Below are 22883 nucleotides of genomic sequence, written 5' to 3'. Positions count from 1 at the left end.
TTTTGTTGTTTATTTTAGGGGAGTTTTTCTTTAAAGTAAATATTATATGCATATTAAAAATAAAGTTTTCTGGATAACAGGCGCCTCATCAGGTATTGGTAAATCATTAGCGATTGCGTTATCTAATTACGATGCAAATTTAATTTTATCATCGAGAAATACAAATGCTTTAGAGGAGACAAAAATACTTTGCAAAAACTCAAAAAACGTTAAGGTTTTGCCAATAGATTTGGAAGATTATAACAGCTTGACTTCCAAAGTAAATCAAGCTATTGCATTTTTTAATAGAATTGATGTTTTAGTTAATAATGGTGGAATTAGCCAACGTTCTTTAGTAAAAGATACTAATATATCTGTAGATAAACGTTTAATGGATATTAATTATTTAGGAACTGTAGCTTTAACCAAGGCATTGCTTCCACATTTTACAGAAAGAAAAGAAGGGCATTTTGTTGTAACAACAAGTATTGTAGGAAAAATAGGGACTCCATTGCGCTCATCTTATGCAGCTACAAAACATGCATTGCATGGCTTTTTTGATAGTTTACGTGCTGAACATCATAAAGATAACATAGCGGTTACTTTGGTTTGCCCAGGTTTTGTAACTACTAATGTGTCTAAAAATGCATTAACAGGAAATGGAACTCCTCAAAATTCAATGGATACTGCTACTGCCAATGGTATAAACCCTGATAGATTTGCGGAATTGATGATAAGAGCAATAATAAAAAAGAAAGAAGAGGTATATATTGCAGGAGCAAAGGAAAAGCTTGGAGTATATGCCAAGCGTTTTTTTCCAAAATTATTATCAAAGATGATAAGAAAATTAAGTGTTACTTAATTTTATTAAAAGAAATCTAAAGCTTCAAAATAATTTATAATTGCTTCTTTTATCAAAACAGATTGTTCACCTGGTTTTAAATTAGGTAATTCTGTTAGTGTTTTATAGTGAGGCCAACCATCATTGTCAAAAAAATCGAATTCATAATATCCATAAGGTTCTAAAAGTTTACAGATAGCAATATGCATTAAGTTTACCTTTTCGTCTTTTTTAAATTTTCGATGTCCTTGACCTAACTCTTGTACACCAATTAGATATATAATTCCGTCTAGGTTTAACTCGTCTCCATCAGCAAATTGTTGTGATAATTGCTTTACAACAAAATCCCATTTTTCTTTTAAGTTAACTTCTTTCGTCATTTGATTTTTTTAAGAAAATGCAAAGATACAAATGAGTTGTGTATATTTGAACATAGAATTGATGCACATAATTACTTTATGAACTCTTTAGAATACTTTTAATTATTGCCTATGAATACTTTTGATATTATTATAACAGCTTTACTTCTTTTTGGTTTTGTTCGCGGACTTATGAAAGGGTTATTTGTAGAGGTGGCTTCTTTAGTAGCTTTAGTAGCTGGGGTTTATGGAGCAATTCATTTTTCATATTTTATTGGAGACTGGTTAAAGAATAGTGTTACTTGGGATGAAAAATATATTTCTTTAGCAGCATTTGCAGGAACTTTTGTTGTAATTATAATCGTAATAGCTTTATTAGGTAAGGCTTTAACTAAAATAGCAGACTTTGCCTCCTTAGGAATTTTAAATAAAATATTAGGAGGTGCTTTTGGTGCTTTAAAAATAGGATTGATATTGAGTGTTATTTTCATATTTTTTGGAAAAATGAATGATACTATCCCATTTGTTTCTGAAGAAAATCTTAATGAATCAATTTTATATAAACCAGTCAAAAAAATTGCTCCAACTATTTTTCCATCTATTATAAAAGATGATGAGGTTGAAGAGGAAGAAGAAATAAAAGAAACAAATTAAAAGTTGTATATGGATAGTGCTTCAATTCGAGGTTTTATAACGCTTATATTAATATTTATAGCACTATTGCTTTCGGCATTTTTACTTACTGTAAAAACTAAAAACAAAACAAGTAATCAGTTAATGGCTATTTACTTTATTGTTTTTTCTATTCATATTAGTGTTTTTTTTTATGCTAATTATGTGCAAGTACCGGTTACTTTAGATATGCTTCGAGATCAAATCGGATTTCTTGCTAGTCCGCTTTTATATTTATATGTAGTATCCTGTATTTATTCATATTTTAAACTTCAGCCTAAGCATTTGTTACATCTTATTCCATTTGCTATTGAATTACTTATTTATTTTCCTAATTTCTACTTGGTTTCTAAAGAACAGCAAATTGAGTTTTATAATAATTACTACTCTAATATTGAAACAAAAATATCTTTGGTATATGGACTTTTGGTTTCAATAGTTTATTTGGCTTTCATATTTATTGAATTAAAAAAATATAAGGAGTTATTACTAGAAAACTATTCATCTATTACAAATTATAATTATAAATGGTTATTTCAATTGGCCAGCATTAGTGTTGTTTTAATTTCTCTTTCACTAATTAAAAGTATTTATAAATTATTTGGTTCAGATGAAGAAATATTGGATGTTATGCGAATTATAACAACATTAGTCCTACTTGGATATTTATGTTGGATTGTTTTGAAAAGTTTATATCAGCCAGAATTGTTTAGAGGAATTGACACCAAACATCAATTAGTTAAAAACTTTTTAGAAGAAAAAACTAAGGACACAAAAGAAGGAGTTTTAGAAGAAGTGTCTGAAGTGAAAAAGTTTATGGAAGAGGAGAGGCCTTATTTAAATTCATCTCTTACCATTCATAATTTGGCAAATCAAATGAATATTCCTTACAGAGATTTATCAATATTAATAAATCATAATATAGGACAGCATTTTTTTGAATTTGTAAATGGATATCGAATTAACAGAGCCAAAGAAATTCTTGAAAATCCGGAAAATAAGAAGTTAACCGTGCTAGAAATTTTATATGAAGTAGGTTTTAACTCTAAATCATCTTTCAATACAGAGTTTAAAAAACAAACGGGATTAACGCCAACTCAATACCGCAAAAAACACTTGTAATCAGGTGTTTGTGGTAAAGTCGAACGTTTGTGTGAGATAGTCAAACCAATTTCTTTGTGAAAAAATAGTTCGACTTTATGCATTCGGTCGCAAGCAATTTCAAATAACTACAATTTTGCTCTCAAATAAAAAATACATTCATGAGAGTTAAAAGCATTTTCATTTTAGCATTATTATTTCAAGCTATAAGTTTAACAGGACAGATAAAGATTACAGGTAAAGTAACTGAAGGTAATGAACCTATTGTTTTTGCCAACGTTATTTTACAAAGTTTAGAAGGAAAAATTATTAAAGGAACTACAACTATAGATAATGGTGAGTTTTCATTATCCGCTCCAAAAGGAACCTATAATTTAAGAATAAGTTTTATAGGTTTCATAGAAATAAAGAAACAAGTAAGTTTAAATACAGATATAGATTTAGGAACTTTAATATTAAAGGAAGAAAAGAGCAGGTTAAATGAAGTTGTAATTACATCGAAGAAAAGATTAATAGAACAAAAAACAGATAGATTAATTTTTAATGTAGAAAATAGTGTTTCTGCAAGTGGAGGTGATGCTTTAGATGCGTTAAAATTAGCTCCTGCTATTACAATCCAAAACAATCAAATAAGTATGGTTGGAGGAGAGGCAACCAGAGTAATGGTTGATGGACGTTTGATTCAACTTTCTGGTGAGGAATTAGTGTCTTTTCTAAATTCAATCTCAGCAGATGATATCAAGAAAATAGAAATTATAACCAATCCGCCAGCACAATATGAAGCATCTGGAGGTGGTGGAATAATTAATATAGTATACAAGAAAGGAAGAAGGAATTCTTGGAAAAACACAACTTCATTTTCTTACAATGTAAATACTTATGGTTATGGAACGCTGCGAAATAATTTCTCATACAATAAAGATAAAATTCAACTAAATGCTTCGATTAATACTACAAGAGGAAGTTTAAGAAACTTAGAAAGAAGTGCTACTTTTTTTCCAAAAAGCACATGGAAGGTTGGCATTGATTCAAAAGATACTAGAAAAAATAATTCAGCTAGGTTGTCTATAAACTATTTGCTGTCGGATAATATTGAAATAGGAGGGCAATATCTAGGAAGTTTTAACAGACCTTTTTCTGATGCCCCTGGAACAACTGAGTTTTATAATGAATCTAATCAATTAGATAGTTTATTGGTAAAAACTGAGCCTAGACGCAGAAGTATAAACAACAATATATATAATGCTCATATAATTACTAAACTTGATACTATGGGGAGAAAACTAACTGTGGATTTTGATTATTTTAATTATGAAAATAAACTAGAAGCGGATGCATTAGTGAATACTTTTTCTCCTTCTGGACAATTTGTAAGGGTAAATCAATCAGTTAAAAATATTACCAATCAAGCAATAGATAACTATAGTATAAAAGCAGATATGTCTCATCCTATTGATAAATTAGATTTGTCTTATGGTTTTAAGTTTAGTTTCATTAATACAAAGAATAAATTAGATAATTTTAATACAGTAACTAATGTGCCTGTATTAGATACCAATTTATCTAATGAGTTTGAATACGAAGAAAATGTGCAGGGTTTTTATGTAAATGCTTCAAGAAAAATTAGTGATAAATGGAATTTGCAAGCTGGTCTTAGAATAGAGAATACTGAAACCAGAGGTTTTTCTAAAACTTTAAATCAAATAAATAAGAACAGTTATACTAAGTTATTTCCTTCAGTGTTTGTATCCTATAATAAAAATGATAACAATACATTTTCATTTAATTATGGAAGAGGTATAAACCGTCCAAATTATAGAGATTTAAACCCTTTTAGAAGCTATGTGAATAGTAATGTATACTCAGAAGGAAATCCATTTATTCAACCTGCGTTTATTGACAGATTTACTTTTACCCATAATTACAAAGGTAAGTTTATAACTTCTTTATATTTTAGTTATACATCTGATGGTTTTGGTACATTATTTTCTGCCGAACCGGAAAATAATATTCAAGCAGTTATAAGAAGAAACTATTATAACGGAACTTATTGGCAACTTTCAGAAATGTATAATGTTCGTTTTACAAGTTGGTGGAAGAGTCAAAATTATGCACATATTTCAGGTGTTAATGCTAATGTATTTGAAGATTTATCAGCACCTGTTAAGAATGGTTTTCAATTTAGATTCTCAACCAATAATACCTTTACCTTATCGGAAAATACAAGTGTACAAGCAGATTTCTTTTATCAACCAAAATCTAGTTCAAATATTTACGAATTAGGAACAATGTACGGATTGAGTTTAGGAGTTAAAAAAACATTCTTAAAAAAGCAGTTACAAGCAGCTATTTTTGTGAATGATATTTTTGACAGTGCTAGTTTAAATAATTTAACTTCTGAAGTAAATGGAGTTAAAACAATTTATGACCAGAATTATAGCAGTAGATATTTACGTTTCTCATTATCCTATAGTTTTGGAAATAAAAAAATAAAGACTAGAAACCGTGGCTTTGGAAATAGTGAAGAACAGCAGAGAGCAAATTAGCATAAAAAAAGGGAGTTTTTAAAACTCCCTTTTTTTATATTATAACAAATGATGATGAATTAAATCATTTCAACTTTTCCAGTAGTTAAAGAGTAAACTCCACCTACTATTTTAATTTCACCATTATCTTCCATTTCTTGTAAAATTTTACTTCTTTGACGGATACGATCCATAGTTAATTTTACATTGTTTTCTACAGTCTTAGCTACAAAAGCACTATTTGTTGAATTTGCTTCACCTTCTACTTGTTCTGAAGCTAATTTTGCAGCAGGAACAATATTGTCTAGCATTGCAGTAATATTTCCTAATTCTACTCCATCACAAGCAGCTTTTACAGCACCACAACTTTCATGACCTAATACAAAAACTAATTTACTTCCAGCTACAGCACAAGAGTATTCCATACTTCCTAAAATATCCACATTTTCGAAGTTACCAGCTACACGAGCTACGAAAACATCACCAATAGTTTGGTCAAAAACCATTTCTACAGGTACTCTTGAATCGATACAAGATAATATTACAGCTTTTGGAAATTGACCACCAGTTGTTTGCTCAACTAAGTCAGTTACACTAGAAGCTGTTAAGTTGTTACTAGTATAACGTTTGTTTCCGTCTAATAAGTCTTGTAATACAGAATCAGCTGTTAATTCTGCTTGCACGTCTTTTGTAATAGCTACATTTCTCATAAAAGTATTTTTATTTTTTTAATTATTAATTTTTATGTTTTGTTTTACCCAGCCCATACAATCGTCAAAAGACTCAAAAATATGGTCTTCAGAGATTAAATCTGGGATAATATCAATTCGTTCCATCATGTAGCGAGGTTGTTTTAATAAACCAACAAAAAGTACCTGTACATGTGTTCCGTTTGATTTTAAATCTTGAATCGTATCTTCCATGGCATATAGCCCAGATTGATCCATATACTGCATTCTGTCTAAACGCATAATTACAGAGGTAGCAGTTTTAGGAATTTGTTTAGTTAATGCTTGAAAATCACTAGTAGAACCAAAAAATAGAGGTCCTTTGATGTGTTTTACAAACAAATGTTCTTTCAATTCCTCAGGGAAATCTTTTTCATCTTTCCAAGCTTCTTCTTTTTTCAGTGATTTTACATCTGAGCGCTCAGCTGTTAAGTCACCTATTTTCTTCATAAACATTAAAGAAGCTATGACTAAACCAATACCTACTGCATATACTAAATTCCAAAAAGTAGAAAGTACTAATACCACTAGCATAATAATTACCTCAGAACTTAGTTTTAAAGGTCCAAACTTAGCATCACGTGGCAAGTTAGGTATAGCTTTTAGCCCTTTGTAGTCCATAACACCAATACCAACAGTAATTAAAATTCCTGCTAAAACTGCTGCAGGTATTTTTGAAGCTATTGGACCTAGTCCTAGTAAAATAACTAATAACATTATACCAGCTATCATACCTGACAATTTAGTTTTACCACCAGAATTTATATTCACTACTGTACGAATAGTAGCTCCAGCTCCTGGAATACCTCCAAAAATTGAAGCAATAGTATTACCAATACCTTGTCCTATTAATTCTTTATTTGGTTTATGCTTTGTTTTAGTCATATTATCAGCTACAACTGATGTTAATAAAGAATCTATAGCTCCTAATAAAGCTAAAGTTAAGGCAGTAAATACATAAGGTGTAATGCTGGATATGGTAAAGTTTGTGAAAATTTCCATGTTTGGCATTGGAAAACCACTTGGAATTTCCTCAATAGGTCTGTAGTCTAAACCAAAACCTAAAGCAATACCAGTCATAACAACTAGAGCAACTAAAGTACTAGGAACGGCTGTTGTAATACGTTTAAATCCATAAATAATGAATATGGTTCCTAAAGCTAATATTAACTCTAAGAAGTTAATATTTTTTAAAGCTCTTGGCAGTACTTTAAAAGTACCTAAAACACCAGAAGCTTCTTTACCTGCTAAAGTTTTACTTTCTTTTAATATATCAGCTTGTGTTATATTTTCAGCTCTATTAATAGTTTCTTTGAAATCTTCAAGAACTAAAATACCTTCACCAGCTTCTTCTTTTAAAATATTATCTAAAATTACTTCTTCTGCTTGTGGTTTAAATTGCTCAACAAATTCTGCATCTTCTTTAGCATAATAACCTACTGAAGGTAAAATTTGTGTAACCAAAATTATAACTCCAATAGCGGTCATAAAACCAGAAACAACAGGGTAGGGTATATAACGAATATATTTACCTAAACCTAAAACTCCCAGTCCAATTTGCATTAAACCAGCTAATAAGAAAACAGTTAAAATTGTTGGTAGTGCTCTACTAACATCTCCGTCGTTAGCAGCTAATATACCTGCAATAACAACCATACTTACAGCAGTCATTGGCGCAGTAGGTCCAGAAATTTGAGTATCTGTCCCTCCGAAAAGTGCTGCAAAAAAAGCAATAAAAATAGCACCGTATAAACCAGCGCTAGGTCCCAAACCAGATGAAACACCAAAAGCTAAAGCTAGTGGTAATGCTACAATTCCGGCTGTAATCCCTCCAAAGAGATCACCTTTAAGATTTGAAAATAGTTGTTTCATATTTTTTTAGTTGAGTAGGAATAAATATACTAAAAAAACTGTAATAGATATCTACTCACGTTTGGGACTGGTTTATTGATTTAAGTAACTTTGATTTAATATTTTAATTGGCAACTACTAATGAAACATTCATTTTATTAAGTAGTTTGTCAAATGATTTTGTAGATTTTGGGTTAACCATTTCTCTATCTACCAATAATAAATTGGCATCATTTGAATTAACTACTTGAAAGTTTTTTAATGGTTTATTAGCATTTTCAATAATTTCATTAATAAATTCATTATTGTGCTGTTGCTCTATTTCATTATATAAGCCTAATGAGATTTCATTTTCAGGTTGAAGTTCACTCTCAGCTGAGGCTATAATAATTGTTTTGCCTTTTTTCTTTAATACGTGCTTGCTAATTTTATCACCTAAAGCACTTATGCTTTTACTTCTACGCTTTCCAATTACAATAATATTTGGATTGGTATCTTCTAAAAAAAGGTCAATTTCATTTTTAATATTTCCAAAAGTAAATGAAGAGGTAATATCGATATCATACTTTTGAGAAAATTCAGAAACTAATTCACTAATTTCTTTATTAGTTTGAGTGAAGTTAGAGTTAATGGCTCTTTTTGCTGATAATTGATTATCAGTAACTACAACATCAGTTGGCTTTTTTACGTGGAAAAAATGGATACTAGCATCTGTTTTTTTTGCCAAGCTAATTGCTGTTTTCAATGATGTTGCCGTGCTATCCTTTAAATCAGATAGCACGACAATTTTATGTTTAGGGACTGCCATTTTTATGAAGCTTTTGGTCTTAGTTTAAAAAACTCAATAAAACTAGCAGGGTTTTCTACTATACCTCTTTCAGAAATTAACTTAATGTCAATGTTTTTCTCTTTTGCTTTAAAGGCAAAATCTTCAAGAATTTCAATAATGTCATGGTCTAAGAATCTAGTTTGTCTTACATCTAATTCTAAATAAGAATTTTCAGAAAGATTATCTAATTCTTTTAAAATAGCTCCTTTGTTAAAGAAAGTAACTTCTTCAGCTAGAGACATTTTTATTTTGTGAACACCGTTACTCTTGTCTTCAATATGTAAGAAGTGAGAGTTTTGGTAACTCTTAAATAAGATAACAACGATTCCAACAGCAAGACCTAAACCAATACCTAATAATAAATCACCAGTAACAACCATTGGTAATACTGTAGCCATAAAAGGAATAAATTGTTTCCATCCTAATTTATACATGTTGATAAATGTAGCTGGCTTAGCTAATTTAAATCCAACAATTAATAATACTGCAGCAAGAACAGATAATGGAATTTTATTTAATAAAGTAGGAATTAAAATGACAGAAATTAATAATAAAATACCATGTACAATAGCTGACATTTTACTTTTACCACCTGACTGAATATTTGCAGAACTTCTTACAATTACTTGCGTTACTGGTAATCCTCCAATTAAACCAGAAATAATATTACCAGCACCTTGTGCTAATAATTCTCTGTTGGTTGGAGTTACATTTTTGTCTGGGTCTAATTTATCTGTTGCTTCAACACATAATAATGTTTCTAAACTTGCTACTACTGCAATTGTGAAAGCTACAATCCAAACATCTTTACTTCCAATTACAGCAAAGTTTGGAAAAGTAAATTGACTTAAGAAAGAATCAACACTTTCTGGAACAGGTACACTTACTAATTGTTTAGCGCTAATTGCTAATGACTCATTTCCTTGAGTTACAACGAAGAAAATAATACCAACGATTACAGCCACTAATGGACCTTGAACTAATTCGAATATTTTACCTTTTTTAGATAATACTTGTTGCCAAAGGATTAAGATTCCTAATCCAATAACACCCACAATTGTAGACCCCATACTTATGGCATCTAAAGAAAAACTTGTAGCTGATTTATCGTAACCAAAGAAGAAAGGTATTTGTTTCATAATAATTATGATTCCAATACCAGTTAACATTCCTTTAATCACAGATGAAGGGAAATAGTAACCAATAACTCCAGCTTTTAATACACCAAGAATTAATTGAATAATACCTCCTAATACAACTGCTACTAAAAAGTTTTCAAAGCCTCCTAAAGAAGCAATAGAAGTTAATACTATGGCAGCTAAACCAGCAGCTGGTCCACTTACTCCTATTTTTGAGCCACTAATGGCTCCTACAACGATACCACCAACAATTCCTGCTATTAAACCAGAGAATAGTGGAGCACCACTGGCTAATGCAATACCTAAACATAATGGTAATGCAACAAAAAATACTACGATACTAGCGGGTAAATCGCTTTTAATTGTTTTAAACATAGACGTGATTTTAACCTAGGGTTATTTTTAATTTAAATTATATATAAATGAAATTTAAGTGCTGTGATAAATGCACTTTAAAAAATATTTTACTACTTCCTTTTTAAGTAATTAGTTAAAAAACTTACAGTTAAATTGTTCGTTTTGAAATGTGTATTACTTTTAAAAAGGACATTAACATGACTTTCAAGGTTTGTTATTATAGGCCTTGATTATGAGTAAGGTATGTTAAAAAACATCTGATTGATGTTAGTAATAAGTAATATTTATGAAAATTCTGGCGGTGGAGATTCTAGACTTCTCGATATAGAATTATACTTATTTGAGATGTAAGTATTTTTTTCATCTCTACAAGGAAGTGTATAAGAAGATGAAAACTCATTTGAAAACTCAATGATTTTTATTTCATTTTTTTCAGAATTCTCACTGTTTTCAGCATCTTCCTCTATGTCCATTGCTAATGATGACTCGCAAATTTCTTCTGTAATACTATAATACGAAGGAATAGCTACTGAGGCTAGTAGTAGTATAGTGAGTAGGTATACGAAGAAGTTTTTGGTCATTGTCGATTTTTTGACGAAAAACAAATATAAAAGATATGAATTAATAAAGTGTTAAATAAATGAAAATTTATAACACTTTGATAACCTTACTCTTTATCCAGCCAATTTTTCCATCAGCTAATTTGATTTTCTTCCAATCATCTACAGCGTCTAATACTTTAATTTTTGTTCCTTCATGTAAAGTAAATATTGCTTCTGAATCATCAGTAGGAGCATTTTTTATTTCTACTTCCTCATTAAAAACAATTGCTTCAATATTATTTTTAGACTGATTGTATTGTGTAAAAGTGATTGCTAATGTTGTTATTAAAAGAATGAAAGACAAAATACTAGTTGTAAAAAAGAGTCTTTTTTTACTTGGTGTATACGAAAAGTAGAACATTAAGAATAAAAAAGAAGCCACAAAAGACATTAATACTGTAATAATTGCCCAAGTGTCGTAAGATAACTTTTGTAAGAAATTATTATTAATCTTTTGAAAAATAGATTTTGGTAATTCTTCTATTCTATCTAATGTTAAACGTTTTGCTATAATTAAATTGTTTTGAGCGTCCTCATTTAAAGGATCTAGTAAAAGAGCCTTTTCATAATTGTAAATTGAAGGAGCTACTTGATTTAATTTATAATGAGCATTCCCTAGGTTAAAGTATAATTCAGAAGAAACTTTACCAGAGTTTTCAATCTCATCATACAACTTAATAGCTTCTGAGTATTTTTTTTCTTTGTATAACGTGTTTGCTTTTGCAAATGTGTCATTTACGGTTTGGGCTAGCACAAAATGTGCTGTAAAAAACAATAATATTACAATAACTCTTTTCATTATAACTGTTTGCCTAATTGTGTAATTACTTGTTTTGCTTTCTCGTATTCTTCTTTCATTTGCACGTTGGTAATTGGAGTATAACGAGCAAAATCGCAATCGTTTAAAACATCGATAAAACTTTTTATAGTAGAAGTATCAATTTGTTTACTGTCTAATAAATCGGTTATTTTCTCACTACTAATATCAGAAGTTTCTACGCCTAATTTAGCTTTTAAATAATTATGTAAAGCTCTTTCTAAGGCTTCATAAAAAGCTTCTTTATTTCCTAGTTGTTTTTGAGCTTCCGATAAATATTTTTTAGCAAGTTTATCAGCCTTTCTCAACTTATTCCCAATTACATCACCATCACGTTCTTCTTTTTTCTTGTAAATATAAATTCCTACAGGAATTAGAATAATAGGTAATAATAACAAAATGTAAAATATAGTTGATTTGAAAAAATCTGAGTCATCTAAAGTTTCTAAGCTCGTAGACGATTGAATATACCTAAAATCGTTTCCTGTAACTTTTATGTTTTGTTTTGCAACCGCTTTGTTATCGGTAGCTGTTGGTAATTCTTTACCTTCTAAAACATCAACATATAAGTCTTCTGTAGTTATTGTTTGATAAACTTTTTCTTTTGGATTGAAGTAAGAAAAACTTGTTTTAGGAATTTTATATTTTCCTTTAAATTCAGGAACTACGGTATAGTTATCTGTTACAGATCCTTTTAATCCTGATGAAGTTATACTAACATTTTCTTTTCTTTCAGGTTGATATACTTCTAATTCTTTAGGTGTTTCTATTTTAGGGAGTTCAAACAGTTTTAAGTTTCCTTTTCCATTTACAGTTACTTTTATTTTAGCTGATTCGTTAGCTTTTAAAGTAAGTTTGTTTAAAGAAACATCAAAAGAAAATTCTCCTACAGCACCTGTAAAATCTTCTGGTTTATTTTCAAGAGGCAATGCTTTAGCTCTAACTACTTTTTTAGGGGAAGAAAATTCTTTTCTTACCTGTTTTGTAATAACATTTCCAAAAAAATCGGCACGACCAGTTGGTACAGCTACTATAATATCCATTTTCATAGGATCTATAGTTAATTTACCATCTTTTGTTGGGATTAATAAAGCTTTATGTAATACAGCATAGCGATATCGTTCTCCATTATATTTTCCAATTTTTACAGGAGTACCATTTCGTTTAATTTCTTGATTCCAAAAGCCATTGTACTGTGGAGCTTCTGTAATAGCGTTATCGTAAATACCTACATTTTCACTAAAGTATAAACGATATTCAACATATATTCCTTCTCCTACATATGGATTTGATTTAGATAATTCGGCAACTAAATGGATGTTCTGTTGCGCTATGTAGTTAGGGTCATTAGGGTTTTTAGGAAGTTCAACAGCATCTAAAACAATAATTTTAACTGGGTTAGATTTTATTGTTTCTCCATCAATTTCTATGGTAGCAGATGGTAAGTTGAATTCACCTTTTCTTTTAGGTTGAAGAATATAAGAATATGATTGAGAAAAAGATAATTTACCATTAATCAATGATTGACTAACTGATTGACTTGGTCCACCCACAACTTTAAAATTTTTAAAGTTAGGGGCTTTAAAATTATCGGCTCCTTGTTTGTTAATAGTAAACTCAACACGTAATCGTTGGTTAACACCTAGTTTATTTTTACTAACCGATGCTTTTAATACGGAATCTTGTGCGTTAACACCAAGTGTAATAAAACAGATTATTAACGATATGTATAGTTTCAACTTCATATTCAGTTTTAAAAAATGCAAAAATAATTAAGATTTTAAATGTTGGTAAATTACCAATCTTTTTCTTGTTTTACCTTTCTTCCTTTTGACTTTTTAACGTTCATTTTCTTTTGCGTCTTTTTCTCCTCGTTGTTTAAACTTTCCAGCAATTGCTTCATTTGCTCAGGCGACATTTTTCCCTGTTGAGGTTGAGGCTTTTGCTTTTGGTCTTTTTTGTCGTTTTTATTAGGCTGTTTATTCTGATCTTTATTTTTTTGATCCTTATTCTGGTCCTTTTTATCTTTATCCTTGTCGTCGCCTTTTTTGTCTTTATTCTTGTCTTTTTGTTTGTCTTTGTCGTCTTTATTTTTTTGATCTTTCTTATTCTGATCTTTTTTGTCTTTATTTTTATCCTTATTGTTCTTTTGGTTTTGTTGTTGCTTTTTTAATTTCTTTTGCGCAACTGCCAAGTTGTAACGAGTTTCATCGTCACCAGGATTTCTTCTTAAAGCATTTTTAAATGCATCAACAGCTTGTTGATATTGTTTTTGCTCCATCATTGCATTTCCAATATTGTGATATGCTTCTGCCTGAGCAAATTTATCTTTTGATGTTTTGGTGGTTACTTCAAATTGAGCAACAGCTTCTTTGAATTTTTTGCCTTGATACAAAGTGTTCCCGTAATTGTAACTAGCTTTTTCATATCTACTATTTTTACCTAAGGCTTTACGATAGGCAATAGCAGCATCATCAAATTTTTGCTTATTGTATAGTTTATTTCCTTCACGTAATAAAGCTCTTGCTTCTCGCTGTAATTTTAAAGTATCTTGTTGTGCGTTGCTGGTAATAACAGCGGTAAAAAATAGCACTAAAAATAAAATATAATGTAAACTTTTCATCTTCATTTACTTTTTAGATTCTTCGTTAAATAAGTCTACTTTCTTTACCCACTTCGTTTTTCTTTCGAAGAAAAATAAATCAATAATTAAAAACAATAAACCTATTCCTAAAAACCATTGGAATTGATCTTTATAGTCAGAAAATTGCTTGGTTTCAAATTCGCTCTTTTGAGCATTCGCTATAATGTTTTCAATGGTGTTAACTGGATTTTCAGTTTTGTTTCCATCAATATATTCTCCATTTGAAGCTTCTGCAATACCTTGTAAAACATCTGGTTTTCTTTTAGTAATTACAGTTTCTCCTTTTCTATCTTTTTTATAACCAATAAGTGCGCCATTTAATTTGATAGGAATTGGCCCTCCTTTTTCAGTACCTACACCAATGGTATATACTTTTACACCTTCGTTAGCTATATTTTGAGCAATTTGCTTGGTTTCTTCTTGATGATCTTCACCATCTGAAATAATAATTAAAAAACGATTGGTTTGCTCGTCGTTATTATAATATGTTTTGGCTAAGGTTAAAGCTTCATTAATAGCGGTTCCTTGACTTGAAACCATATCAGGATTTGCATTTTGCAAAAACATTTTTGCAGCTGCATGGTCTGTAGTAATAGGTAGTAAAGGATAAGCATTTCCTGCATAAATAATGATACCAACTCTGTCACTTCCTAGTTTGTTTATGATTTTAGAAATAATCTGTTTCGATTTTTCTAATCTGTTAGGAGCTATGTCTTCTGCCAACATACTCTTAGATACATCAAGAGCGAAAACAACATCAACACCTTCTCTTTTTACCGTTTTTAACTTAGTTCCCATTTTAGGGTTTACTAGAGATATGATTAAAAAAGAAATTCCAATGATAAAAAACACCAATTTTAAAACAGATTTGAATGTAGAGGTGTTTGGAGCTATTTTATTTAATAGTTCTTTGTTTGTGAATTTTTTTTGAGTTCTTTTTTTCCACCATAAAACCAACAGAAAAACAACAATTATTACTGGAATAATTGCAAAAAAGGAAAAATATATTGGTTCTTCTATACGATACATTGTTTATATAAAACTTTTAAATAATGTGTTTTTTAATACGAATTCTAATAATAAAAAGATACCAGCTAAGAATACAAGGAATCTGTATTTTTCAGTATAATTATAATATTTAAACTCTTCTATTTTTGTTTTTTCAAGCTTATCTATTTCATCATAAATAGCTTTTAATTTAGAGTTGTTAGTTGCTCTAAAATATTTTCCTTCAGTTTCTTTAGCTATGTGTTTTAGTAAAGATTCGTCAATTTCTACTTGTTGGTTTCTGAATGATATTTTTCCAGTTCTTGGATCTTTTGCCCAAGGGAAAGGAGCCATTCCGTTAGTTCCTATTCCAATAGTATAAACTTTAATGTTGTTTCCTTTTGCTAATTCGGTAGCTGTTTTAGGATCAACAAAACCAGCATTATTTACACCATCAGTTAGAAGAATAATAACCTTACTTTTGGCTTTGCTTTCTTTTAATCTGTTTACTGCTGAACCAAGTCCCATTCCAATTGCTGTACCGCCTTCAAGTTGTCCCCATCTAATATCTGAAATGGTTCTTTTTACAATTGATTTGTCACTGGTAATTGGAGTTTGGGTAAAACTTTCACCTGCGTATACAACAATACCTATACGATCATTAGGCCTTCTGTTAACAAAATCGGTAGCAACACGCTTAAGAGCTTCTAAACGATTTGGTTTTAAATCTTTTGCAAGCATACTAGCAGATACATCAATTGCCATAACAATATCTATACCTCGGTTTGTTTTTGTTTTTTTACTAACAGCTACATTTCTTGGTCGAGCTAAAGCAACAATTAAGCAGGTTAAAGCTAAAAGCCTTAAGAGATATAATAATGGTTTAAGTTTAGGTAAAATAGAGCCTTGTACTTTAAACCCTTTTATACTTGAGATTGTTAAATGAGCGCTGTCTTTTTTTCTTGAATAATAATTCCAAAAAGCAAGTAGAGGAATTAAAATTAATAACCATAAAAATTCAGGGCTATGAAATTCAAAATTATTCCACTTCATCTTCTACTTCTTCTTTTTTAGGTTTTAAATTATCTATTACATTTTTAGCGTCTTTACGATCTTGCTCAATCTCATGAGATAAAGGTTTTGATTTCGCAAATTTTACTAAATCCGATTCTTGTAATAATTCTTTTAACTTTTGAATTGTTTCTTTAGTTGTCTCAATAGACTTTGTTTCGTCAAAATCTTTTAAGGTGTCAATTAATTCATCAGTTGTACTTTCTAGCGCAGGAATATTTAATTCTCTTTCTATGTAAGATCTTACAATTCCTGTTAATTCACTATAATATTTTTTAACATGGTTGTTTTGCCATAATAACTTACTATCCAATTCTTGAAGCTTTTGAATTGCTTCTTCATAAGGAGGTAATAGTGGTACAACAATTGTTTCTTGTTTTTCTTTTTTCTTTCTGAAAACGAAGTAATAGATTATTAAGCCAATAAGTATTAATATGAATATAGCCCAATAAATATAATTTTTAAAGTCATCAAATTGGTAAGGCTCTCCTTTGATTCCTTTAATAGGGAATTTTTTAATCTTTGTAGTGTCAATAGCTACAGTAGCTACATTGATAAGTAAACTGTCTGTTAAATAAGCCTGGTTTTTTATAAAAATTTGTTGTTGTGGTATATAAAATGAGCCACTATCAAAACCGGTTAAAATATATTTTTGAACTAGTTTGTTTTTAATAGTATCTATTTTTAAAGTATCGACAACTTCTAATCCTTTAAGGTTACTTAATTTAGGGATAATTACATTTTCAGTATCATCAACAGAGATTTTATATTGAAATTGTTCACCAATTCTAATATTGGTTGTATCAACTTCAACCTGAACTTTGTTAGATTGTGAAAATCCAATAGAAGAAATTAGTAAGAGGATGTAGAATAATTTTTTTCTCATTTTATACTGTCTTTGTTAAAGTAGACAATTAACCTTTTCGTTTAAAATAACCTAATAACTTTTTTACATAGCTTTCGTCCACACGTGTATTAATTGTTCCTGCACCACTTTTTGTAAAAGTAGTTTCGAAATAATCAGATAATCGTAAGGCATTTGCTTTGTATTGATTCCTTACTGATGCTGAACTAGTATTTACTAGTTGCATTTTTCCTGTTTCAGCATCTACCATCGGTACCATACCCAAATTAGGAATTTCTTCATCAGATTTGTCATATACACGAATGCCTGTAACATCGTGTTTGTTTCCAACAATTTTTAGTGTACGCTCGTAATCATCATCCATAAAATCAGAAAGCATAAATACAATAGCTTTCTTTTTCATAATATTAGATAAGAATTTTAATGCTTCGCTAATATTAGTTTGTTTACTTTTTGGATTGAATTCGATCAACTCTCGAATAATTCTTAAAACATGACTCTTCCCTTTCTTAGGAGGGATAAATAATTCTACCTGATCAGAAAATAGAATTAAACCAACTTTATCATTGTTTTGAATAGCAGAGAAAGCGAGAGTTGCAGCTATCTCTGTAATTGTGTCTTTTTTAAATTGATTAGTAGTACCAAAAAATTCAGAACCAGAAATATCAACAACCAACATCATGGTTAATTCGCGTTCTTCTTCAAAAACCTTTATATAAGGTTCGTTATAACGCGCAGTAACATTCCAGTCAATAGCTCTAATGTCATCTCCATATTGGTATTGACGTACTTCAGAGAAGGTCATACCACGACCTTTAAAGGTCGAGTGGTATTCTCCTCCAAAAATATGATTAGACAAACGACGTGTCTTAATTTCTATTTTCCGAACTTTTTTTAGTAATTCTTTTGTGTTCATTTAATTTAACCAAGCTTCTGGTAAAGGTGGTAAATCTAAATCTGTATACTCAGCATCTTGTTTTATAGATAATAAAGGTGCTTTTTGTATAGATAAATTTACATTGTTCTTTTTACCAATTTCTCTAATTACTTCATCTAACTTTCTTTGTTGGCATAGTACTAAGCTATTCATTATTACGTTAGATTCAGTTTGTAAATCAAAACAATCTACGTAAAAAGACGGGGAATCATCTTTGTAAATAATAGCTTCTGTACTTTTTCTTCTTCTTAATTCTAAAATTTTTTTTGTTCCATTTAACGTTTTGTACGTTGTTAATTTAAATCTCATATTAGCTTTGTTTAAGGGGGTAAAACTTTTGCTTAGTTGAGTTAGATAGTTATGGTTTTGTTTTGTGTATTTGTAGGTGTTATTGGTTAAGGTACCTGAACCTCATTTATAATTGAATTAATAATATCTATAGATGTAACGTTTTCAGCTTCTGCTTCGTATGTAATTCCAATTCTATGACGTAAAACATCATTTACAACCGCTCTAACATCTTCTGGAATAACATAACCCCTACGTTTAATAAAAGCATAGCATTTAGCAGCTTTAGCTAATGCAATACTTCCACGAGGAGAAGAACCAAAACTAATTAAAGGTTGTAATTTTTCTAAGTTATATCTTTCAGGGTAACGAGTTGCAAAAATGATATCAAGAATGTATTTCTCAATTTTTTCATCCATGTATACTTCGTTAACAACTTGACGCGCTTTTATAATTTGTTCTACAGAAACAACAGGGTTAACTTTTCCAAAGCTTCCGTTTAAGTTTTGACGCATTATTATTTGTTCGTCTTGTAATTTAGGATAGTCAATTACAGTTTTTAACATAAAACGATCAACTTGTGCTTCAGGAAGTGGATAAGTTCCTTCTTGTTCTACTGGATTTTGAGTTGCCATTACTAAAAATGGTTCTTCTAATTTAAAAGTTTCATCTCCAATAGTGATTTGCCTTTCTTGCATTGCTTCAAGTAATGCAGATTGTACTTTAGCAGGAGCACGGTTAATCTCATCAGCTAAAACAAAATTAGCAAAGATTGGACCCTTTTTAATAGAAAAATCATTTTCTTTTACATTGTATATCATAGTACCAACAACATCTGCCGGTAATAAGTCAGGTGTAAATTGTACACGGCTAAAACTTGCTTGAACAGCTTTTGATAATGTATTTATTGCAAGTGTTTTTGCTAATCCAGGAACACCTTCTAATAAGATATGTCCGTTACCTAAAAGTCCAATAAGTAATCGTTCAATCATATATTTCTGACCTACGATAACTTTATTCATTTCTGTAGTTAGTAAATCTACAAAAGCACTCTCTCTTTCTATTTTTTCATTAATAGCTCTAACATCTATATCCATATGAATTGAAATATATATTTTGAATTTTTGTGAAACAAAGCTACAATAATAAGAAAATAAGTGTTGTTAAAGTAAGGTTAAACCAAAAAAAAGGATTATGTAGAAAAAACGAGTGTTTTGTGTATTTAGTTGTTAAAAAAGTTAATTTTATGGTGATTGAGTATCTATTTTGTTATTTATTTAAATAAAATGCATTAAAACATTGTTTTTTGTGTATAATATTTAAATATTTGTTGAACTAATTAAATTTAAACAATAGTTCATGAAAAAAAACTCACTATTCAAAAAAATTCTATTTTTTAGTATATTTTTTGTAGCAATTTCTATGACTGCACAAACAGTGAAAGGGTTGGTCGTTGATGAAAACAAAGAACCATTACCCTTTTTTAATGTCTTAGAAAAAGGAACCACTAACGGTGTAACAACCGATGACAAAGGAGAATTTTCAATTAATGTAAAGAAAATTCCTACAACACTAGTAATCTCTTCTATAGGTTTTAAAACAGTAGAAAAACAAATTAGCTCTACTCAATATGTTACTATTGAAGTAAAAGAAGAAAGTGAAAGTTTAGACGAAGTAGTTTTAGTAGGATCAAGAAACAAGTCAAGAACAGCGATAGATACCCCCGTACCAGTAGACATTATCGATGTAGCTGAATTAACAGCAACATCACCACAAGTTAACTTGAACCAAATCTTGAATTATGTTGCTCCTTCTTTTTCGTCAAATACACAAACAATTTCTGACGGTACTGATCATATTGATCCAGCTTCTTTAAGAGGATTAGGGCCAGATCAAGTATTGGTGTTAATTAACGGGAAAAGAAGACATACTTCTTCTTTAGTAAACGTAAATGGAACATTTGGTAGAGGAAGTGTAGGTACCGATTTAAATGCTATTCCAGCAGCTGCAATTAAAAGAATTGAAGTTCTAAGAGACGGTGCTGCAGCGCAATATGGTTCTGATGCAATTGCAGGGGTAATCAATATTGTACTTAACAACAAAACAAATGAGTTAAGTTTAGCTGTTACTTCTGGAGCTCATGTTTCAAAAAACTCTGATAAGCAAACTGGAGGTATTGACGGAGAAAGTGTTAATGTATCTGCGAACTATGGAATCAATCTAGGGGATAAAGGAGGTTTTATAAACTTTACTGGAGATTTTGATTTCAGAAATCCATACAACCGTATGAGAGAGTATGAAGGCACTATCTTTAATGCCTATAATTCTGTAGAATGGGTAGCTAACAATTCAGGATTAGATATTGCTAATTTATCTATAGCTGATATTCAATTTGCGGCGCAAGGGGTAACGCATTTTGATCTAGCAACTAAGAGTGCAATAAATAATGCTACTACAGTAGAAGATCTTCGAGGATTATTAAATTTTGATACTACTGAAGCAGAACTTGCTGTTCGTGGTTTGGATAGAACAGACTTTACAATGCGTGTAGGTCAATCGGCACTTAGAGGAGGTCGTTTCTTTGCAAATATGTCATTACCTATTGATGAAGAAGGTACAGAATTATACTCATTTGCAGGTATTAGCTCAAGGATAGGAAACTCTGCTGGTTTCTATCGTTTGCCTAGTCAATCGAGAACTTACACACCTTTTTATATTAATGGATTTTTACCAGAAATTAATTCAAAAATAAGCGATATGTCTTTTGCTATTGGAATTAAAGGAAAGATCAAAGAATGGGATGTAGATTTAAGTAATACTTGGGGTAGAAACTCTTTCTTATTTGAAATTTCAAATACTTCAAATGCTTCTATGTTGAATAATTCACCAACGCGTTTTGACGCTGGAGGTTTTGCTTTTTCTCAAAACACGACTAATTTAGATTTATCGAATAATTATAAAGATATTTTTAATGGATTAAACGTTGCTTTTGGAGCAGAGTTTAGAAAAGAATTATACGAAATCGTAGCCGGTGAAGAAGAATCTTATACTCAATATGATGCAAATGGATTGCCAGTAACAGCAACTACAACTGCATCAGTAGATTTCTTTGGTAACCCAAGACCAGGAGGATCACAAGTTTTCCCTGGGTTTAATGCTAAGAATGAATTGTCAAGAGACCGTAGTAGTTTTGCTACTTATTTAGATTTTGAGGCAGACTTAACTGATAAATTATTAGTAGGATTAGCTGGACGTTTTGAAAACTATAGCGATTTTGGTTCTACATTTAATTATAAAGTTTCTGGACGTTACAAGTTAAATGAAAATTTAAATATTAGATCAGCTTTTAATACAGGATTCAGAGCTCCATCTTTACACCAGTTAAATTTTAGTACTACTTCAACATTATTTGGACAAAACGGAAATCCAGAAGAAGTAGGGACTTTCTCAAATGATAGTAGAGTAGCACAATTATTAGGAATTCCTAAGTTAAAGCAAGAAGAGTCTGCAAGTATAAGTTTAGGTTTTACTGCTAAAATTCCATCAGCAAACTTAAAGGTAACTGTAGATGGTTATTGGGTAGGAATTGAAGATAGAGTAGTTTATACTGGTCAATTCAGAACTAATGATACTAACTCTAATCCAAATGATGACTCTGATTCTGAATTTGGTAAATTACTTAGAGAGGCGAATGCAACTGCAGCATCATTTTTTGCCAATGCAATTGATACAGAGTCGAAAGGAATTGATATCGTTATTACACATAAAGCAGCTTTAAATGATAAAATGAGTTTAAAGTCAGACTTATCAGCTACGTTCTCAAAAACAAAGCAAGTAGATGATATTCATAGTTCAGAACAAATAGCAAATGCAGGCTTAATAGATACTTACTTCCCAGAAGATAGTAGAGTGTATTTAGAAGAGGCAGTACCAAGAACTAAGGTGAACTTATCAAACACTTTAAGTACAAAGAGATTTAATGTGTTTTTAAGAAATGTATACTTTGGTGAAGTAACTGAAGCAACAACTAATGTTAGTAGACAACAAGTATTTGGAGGAAAAGTTGTAACAGATTTATCTATAGGGTTTAAAGCTACGGAAGAATTAACATTTACTGTAGGTGCAAACAATATCTTAGATGTATATCCAGATAGAGCAGCACAAGCTTTAGGAGATGGAGGAAACAACCGAAGTAGTGGGCGTTTCGATTGGTCACGTAGAGCACAACAATTTGGAATCGGAGGTAGATTCTTATTTGCTCGTTTAAACTTTGTTATTAAGTAATATAAAT

20 protein-coding genes are annotated in these 22883 nt (G+C 30.3%); 5 read left to right on the top strand and 15 right to left on the bottom strand.

Annotated features, from left to right (window positions below; translation table 11 throughout):
- Positions 1–46 precede the first annotated feature (46 nt).
- Entirely contained in the window at positions 47–841 is a 795-nt protein-coding gene (locus MHN29_RS16120; RefSeq protein ID WP_235275548.1) for an SDR family oxidoreductase, read from the top strand.
- A 5-nt stretch (positions 842–846) separates the two neighbouring features.
- Here the strand turns inward: MHN29_RS16120 and MHN29_RS16115 are convergent, their stop codons facing one another.
- Complete coding sequence (locus MHN29_RS16115; protein ID WP_235275547.1) at positions 847–1200, bottom strand: hypothetical protein; 354 nt, start codon at positions 1198–1200, stop codon at positions 847–849.
- Between the two features lie 111 nt (positions 1201–1311).
- Here MHN29_RS16115 and MHN29_RS16110 point away from each other — a divergent pair, with 111 nt between their 5' ends.
- The 3 genes from MHN29_RS16110 (at position 1312) to MHN29_RS16100 (ending at position 5498) form a co-directional block, all read left to right on the top strand.
- The gene (locus MHN29_RS16110) at positions 1312–1833 is read left to right on the top strand and encodes a CvpA family protein (RefSeq protein ID WP_235275546.1); all 522 of its coding nucleotides are present in this window, start codon (positions 1312–1314) and stop codon (positions 1831–1833) included.
- 9 nt (positions 1834–1842) lie between these two features.
- Positions 1843–2973: an AraC family transcriptional regulator gene (locus tag MHN29_RS16105; protein WP_235275545.1), complete on the top strand. Its 1131-nt coding sequence runs from the start codon at positions 1843–1845 to the stop codon at positions 2971–2973.
- 140 nt (positions 2974–3113) lie between these two features.
- On the top strand, positions 3114–5498 hold the full coding sequence (locus MHN29_RS16100) for an outer membrane beta-barrel protein (RefSeq protein WP_235275544.1): 2385 nt from the start codon (positions 3114–3116) through the stop codon (positions 5496–5498).
- Between the two features lie 59 nt (positions 5499–5557).
- On the opposite strand, the gene MHN29_RS16095 is transcribed toward MHN29_RS16100, so the two are convergent.
- The 14 genes from MHN29_RS16095 to MHN29_RS16030 form a co-directional block, all read right to left on the bottom strand.
- The gene (locus MHN29_RS16095; RefSeq protein ID WP_235275543.1) at positions 5558–6187 is read right to left on the bottom strand and encodes a carbonic anhydrase family protein; all 630 of its coding nucleotides are present in this window, start codon (positions 6185–6187) and stop codon (positions 5558–5560) included.
- An 18-nt stretch (positions 6188–6205) separates the two neighbouring features.
- The gene (locus tag MHN29_RS16090) at positions 6206–8077 is read right to left on the bottom strand and encodes a SulP family inorganic anion transporter (RefSeq protein ID WP_235275542.1); all 1872 of its coding nucleotides are present in this window, start codon (positions 8075–8077) and stop codon (positions 6206–6208) included.
- A 103-nt stretch (positions 8078–8180) separates the two neighbouring features.
- A complete protein-coding gene (locus MHN29_RS16085) occupies positions 8181–8864 on the bottom strand; it encodes a universal stress protein (RefSeq protein WP_235275541.1) in 684 nt (227 codons plus the stop codon).
- Positions 8865–8866: 2 nt separating this feature from the next.
- Complete coding sequence (locus MHN29_RS16080) at positions 8867–10399, bottom strand: SulP family inorganic anion transporter (protein ID WP_150899337.1); 1533 nt, start codon at positions 10397–10399, stop codon at positions 8867–8869.
- Between the two features lie 266 nt (positions 10400–10665).
- Complete coding sequence (locus MHN29_RS16075; RefSeq protein WP_235275540.1) at positions 10666–10962, bottom strand: hypothetical protein; 297 nt, start codon at positions 10960–10962, stop codon at positions 10666–10668.
- Positions 10963–11029: 67 nt separating this feature from the next.
- Positions 11030–11782 (bottom strand): tetratricopeptide repeat protein, encoded by a 753-nt coding sequence (locus tag MHN29_RS16070; RefSeq protein ID WP_235275539.1) that lies wholly within the window; start codon positions 11780–11782, stop codon positions 11030–11032.
- Positions 11782–13545, bottom strand: coding sequence for a BatD family protein (locus tag MHN29_RS16065; protein ID WP_235275538.1), 1764 nt, complete (start codon positions 13543–13545; stop codon positions 11782–11784). Before MHN29_RS16065 ends, MHN29_RS16070 begins: the two co-directional genes overlap by 1 nt.
- Before the next feature lie 50 nt (positions 13546–13595).
- The gene (locus tag MHN29_RS16060; RefSeq protein WP_235275537.1) at positions 13596–14423 is read right to left on the bottom strand and encodes a tetratricopeptide repeat protein; all 828 of its coding nucleotides are present in this window, start codon (positions 14421–14423) and stop codon (positions 13596–13598) included.
- Positions 14424–14429: 6 nt separating this feature from the next.
- A complete protein-coding gene (locus tag MHN29_RS16055; RefSeq protein WP_235275536.1) occupies positions 14430–15473 on the bottom strand; it encodes a VWA domain-containing protein in 1044 nt (347 codons plus the stop codon).
- Between the two features lie 3 nt (positions 15474–15476).
- A complete protein-coding gene (locus tag MHN29_RS16050) occupies positions 15477–16484 on the bottom strand; it encodes a VWA domain-containing protein (RefSeq protein WP_150899332.1) in 1008 nt (335 codons plus the stop codon).
- The gene (locus tag MHN29_RS16045; RefSeq protein ID WP_235275535.1) at positions 16471–17388 is read right to left on the bottom strand and encodes a BatD family protein; all 918 of its coding nucleotides are present in this window, start codon (positions 17386–17388) and stop codon (positions 16471–16473) included. Before MHN29_RS16045 ends, MHN29_RS16050 begins: the two co-directional genes overlap by 14 nt.
- 28 nt (positions 17389–17416) lie before the next feature.
- Positions 17417–18283 carry a DUF58 domain-containing protein gene (locus MHN29_RS16040; RefSeq protein WP_235275534.1) on the bottom strand — a complete coding sequence of 289 codons (867 nt, stop codon included), beginning with the start codon at positions 18281–18283 and terminating at the stop codon, positions 17417–17419.
- Positions 18284–18613: a hypothetical protein gene (locus MHN29_RS16035; protein ID WP_235275533.1), complete on the bottom strand. Its 330-nt coding sequence runs from the start codon at positions 18611–18613 to the stop codon at positions 18284–18286.
- Between the two features lie 86 nt (positions 18614–18699).
- On the bottom strand, positions 18700–19689 hold the full coding sequence (locus tag MHN29_RS16030; RefSeq protein ID WP_235275532.1) for a MoxR family ATPase: 990 nt from the start codon (positions 19687–19689) through the stop codon (positions 18700–18702).
- 262 nt (positions 19690–19951) lie between these two features.
- Here MHN29_RS16030 and MHN29_RS16025 point away from each other — a divergent pair, with 262 nt between their 5' ends.
- Positions 19952–22876, top strand: coding sequence for a TonB-dependent receptor (locus tag MHN29_RS16025; RefSeq protein WP_235275531.1), 2925 nt, complete (start codon positions 19952–19954; stop codon positions 22874–22876).
- The last annotated feature ends 7 nt before the right edge of the window (positions 22877–22883 follow it).

It is taken from the genome of Tenacibaculum sp. Cn5-46 (assembly GCF_022347705.1).
In the GTDB taxonomy this organism is placed as follows: Bacteria; Bacteroidota; Bacteroidia; order Flavobacteriales; family Flavobacteriaceae; genus Polaribacter; species Polaribacter aiptasiae.
This window is presented reverse-complemented; position numbering and strand designations above follow the sequence as displayed.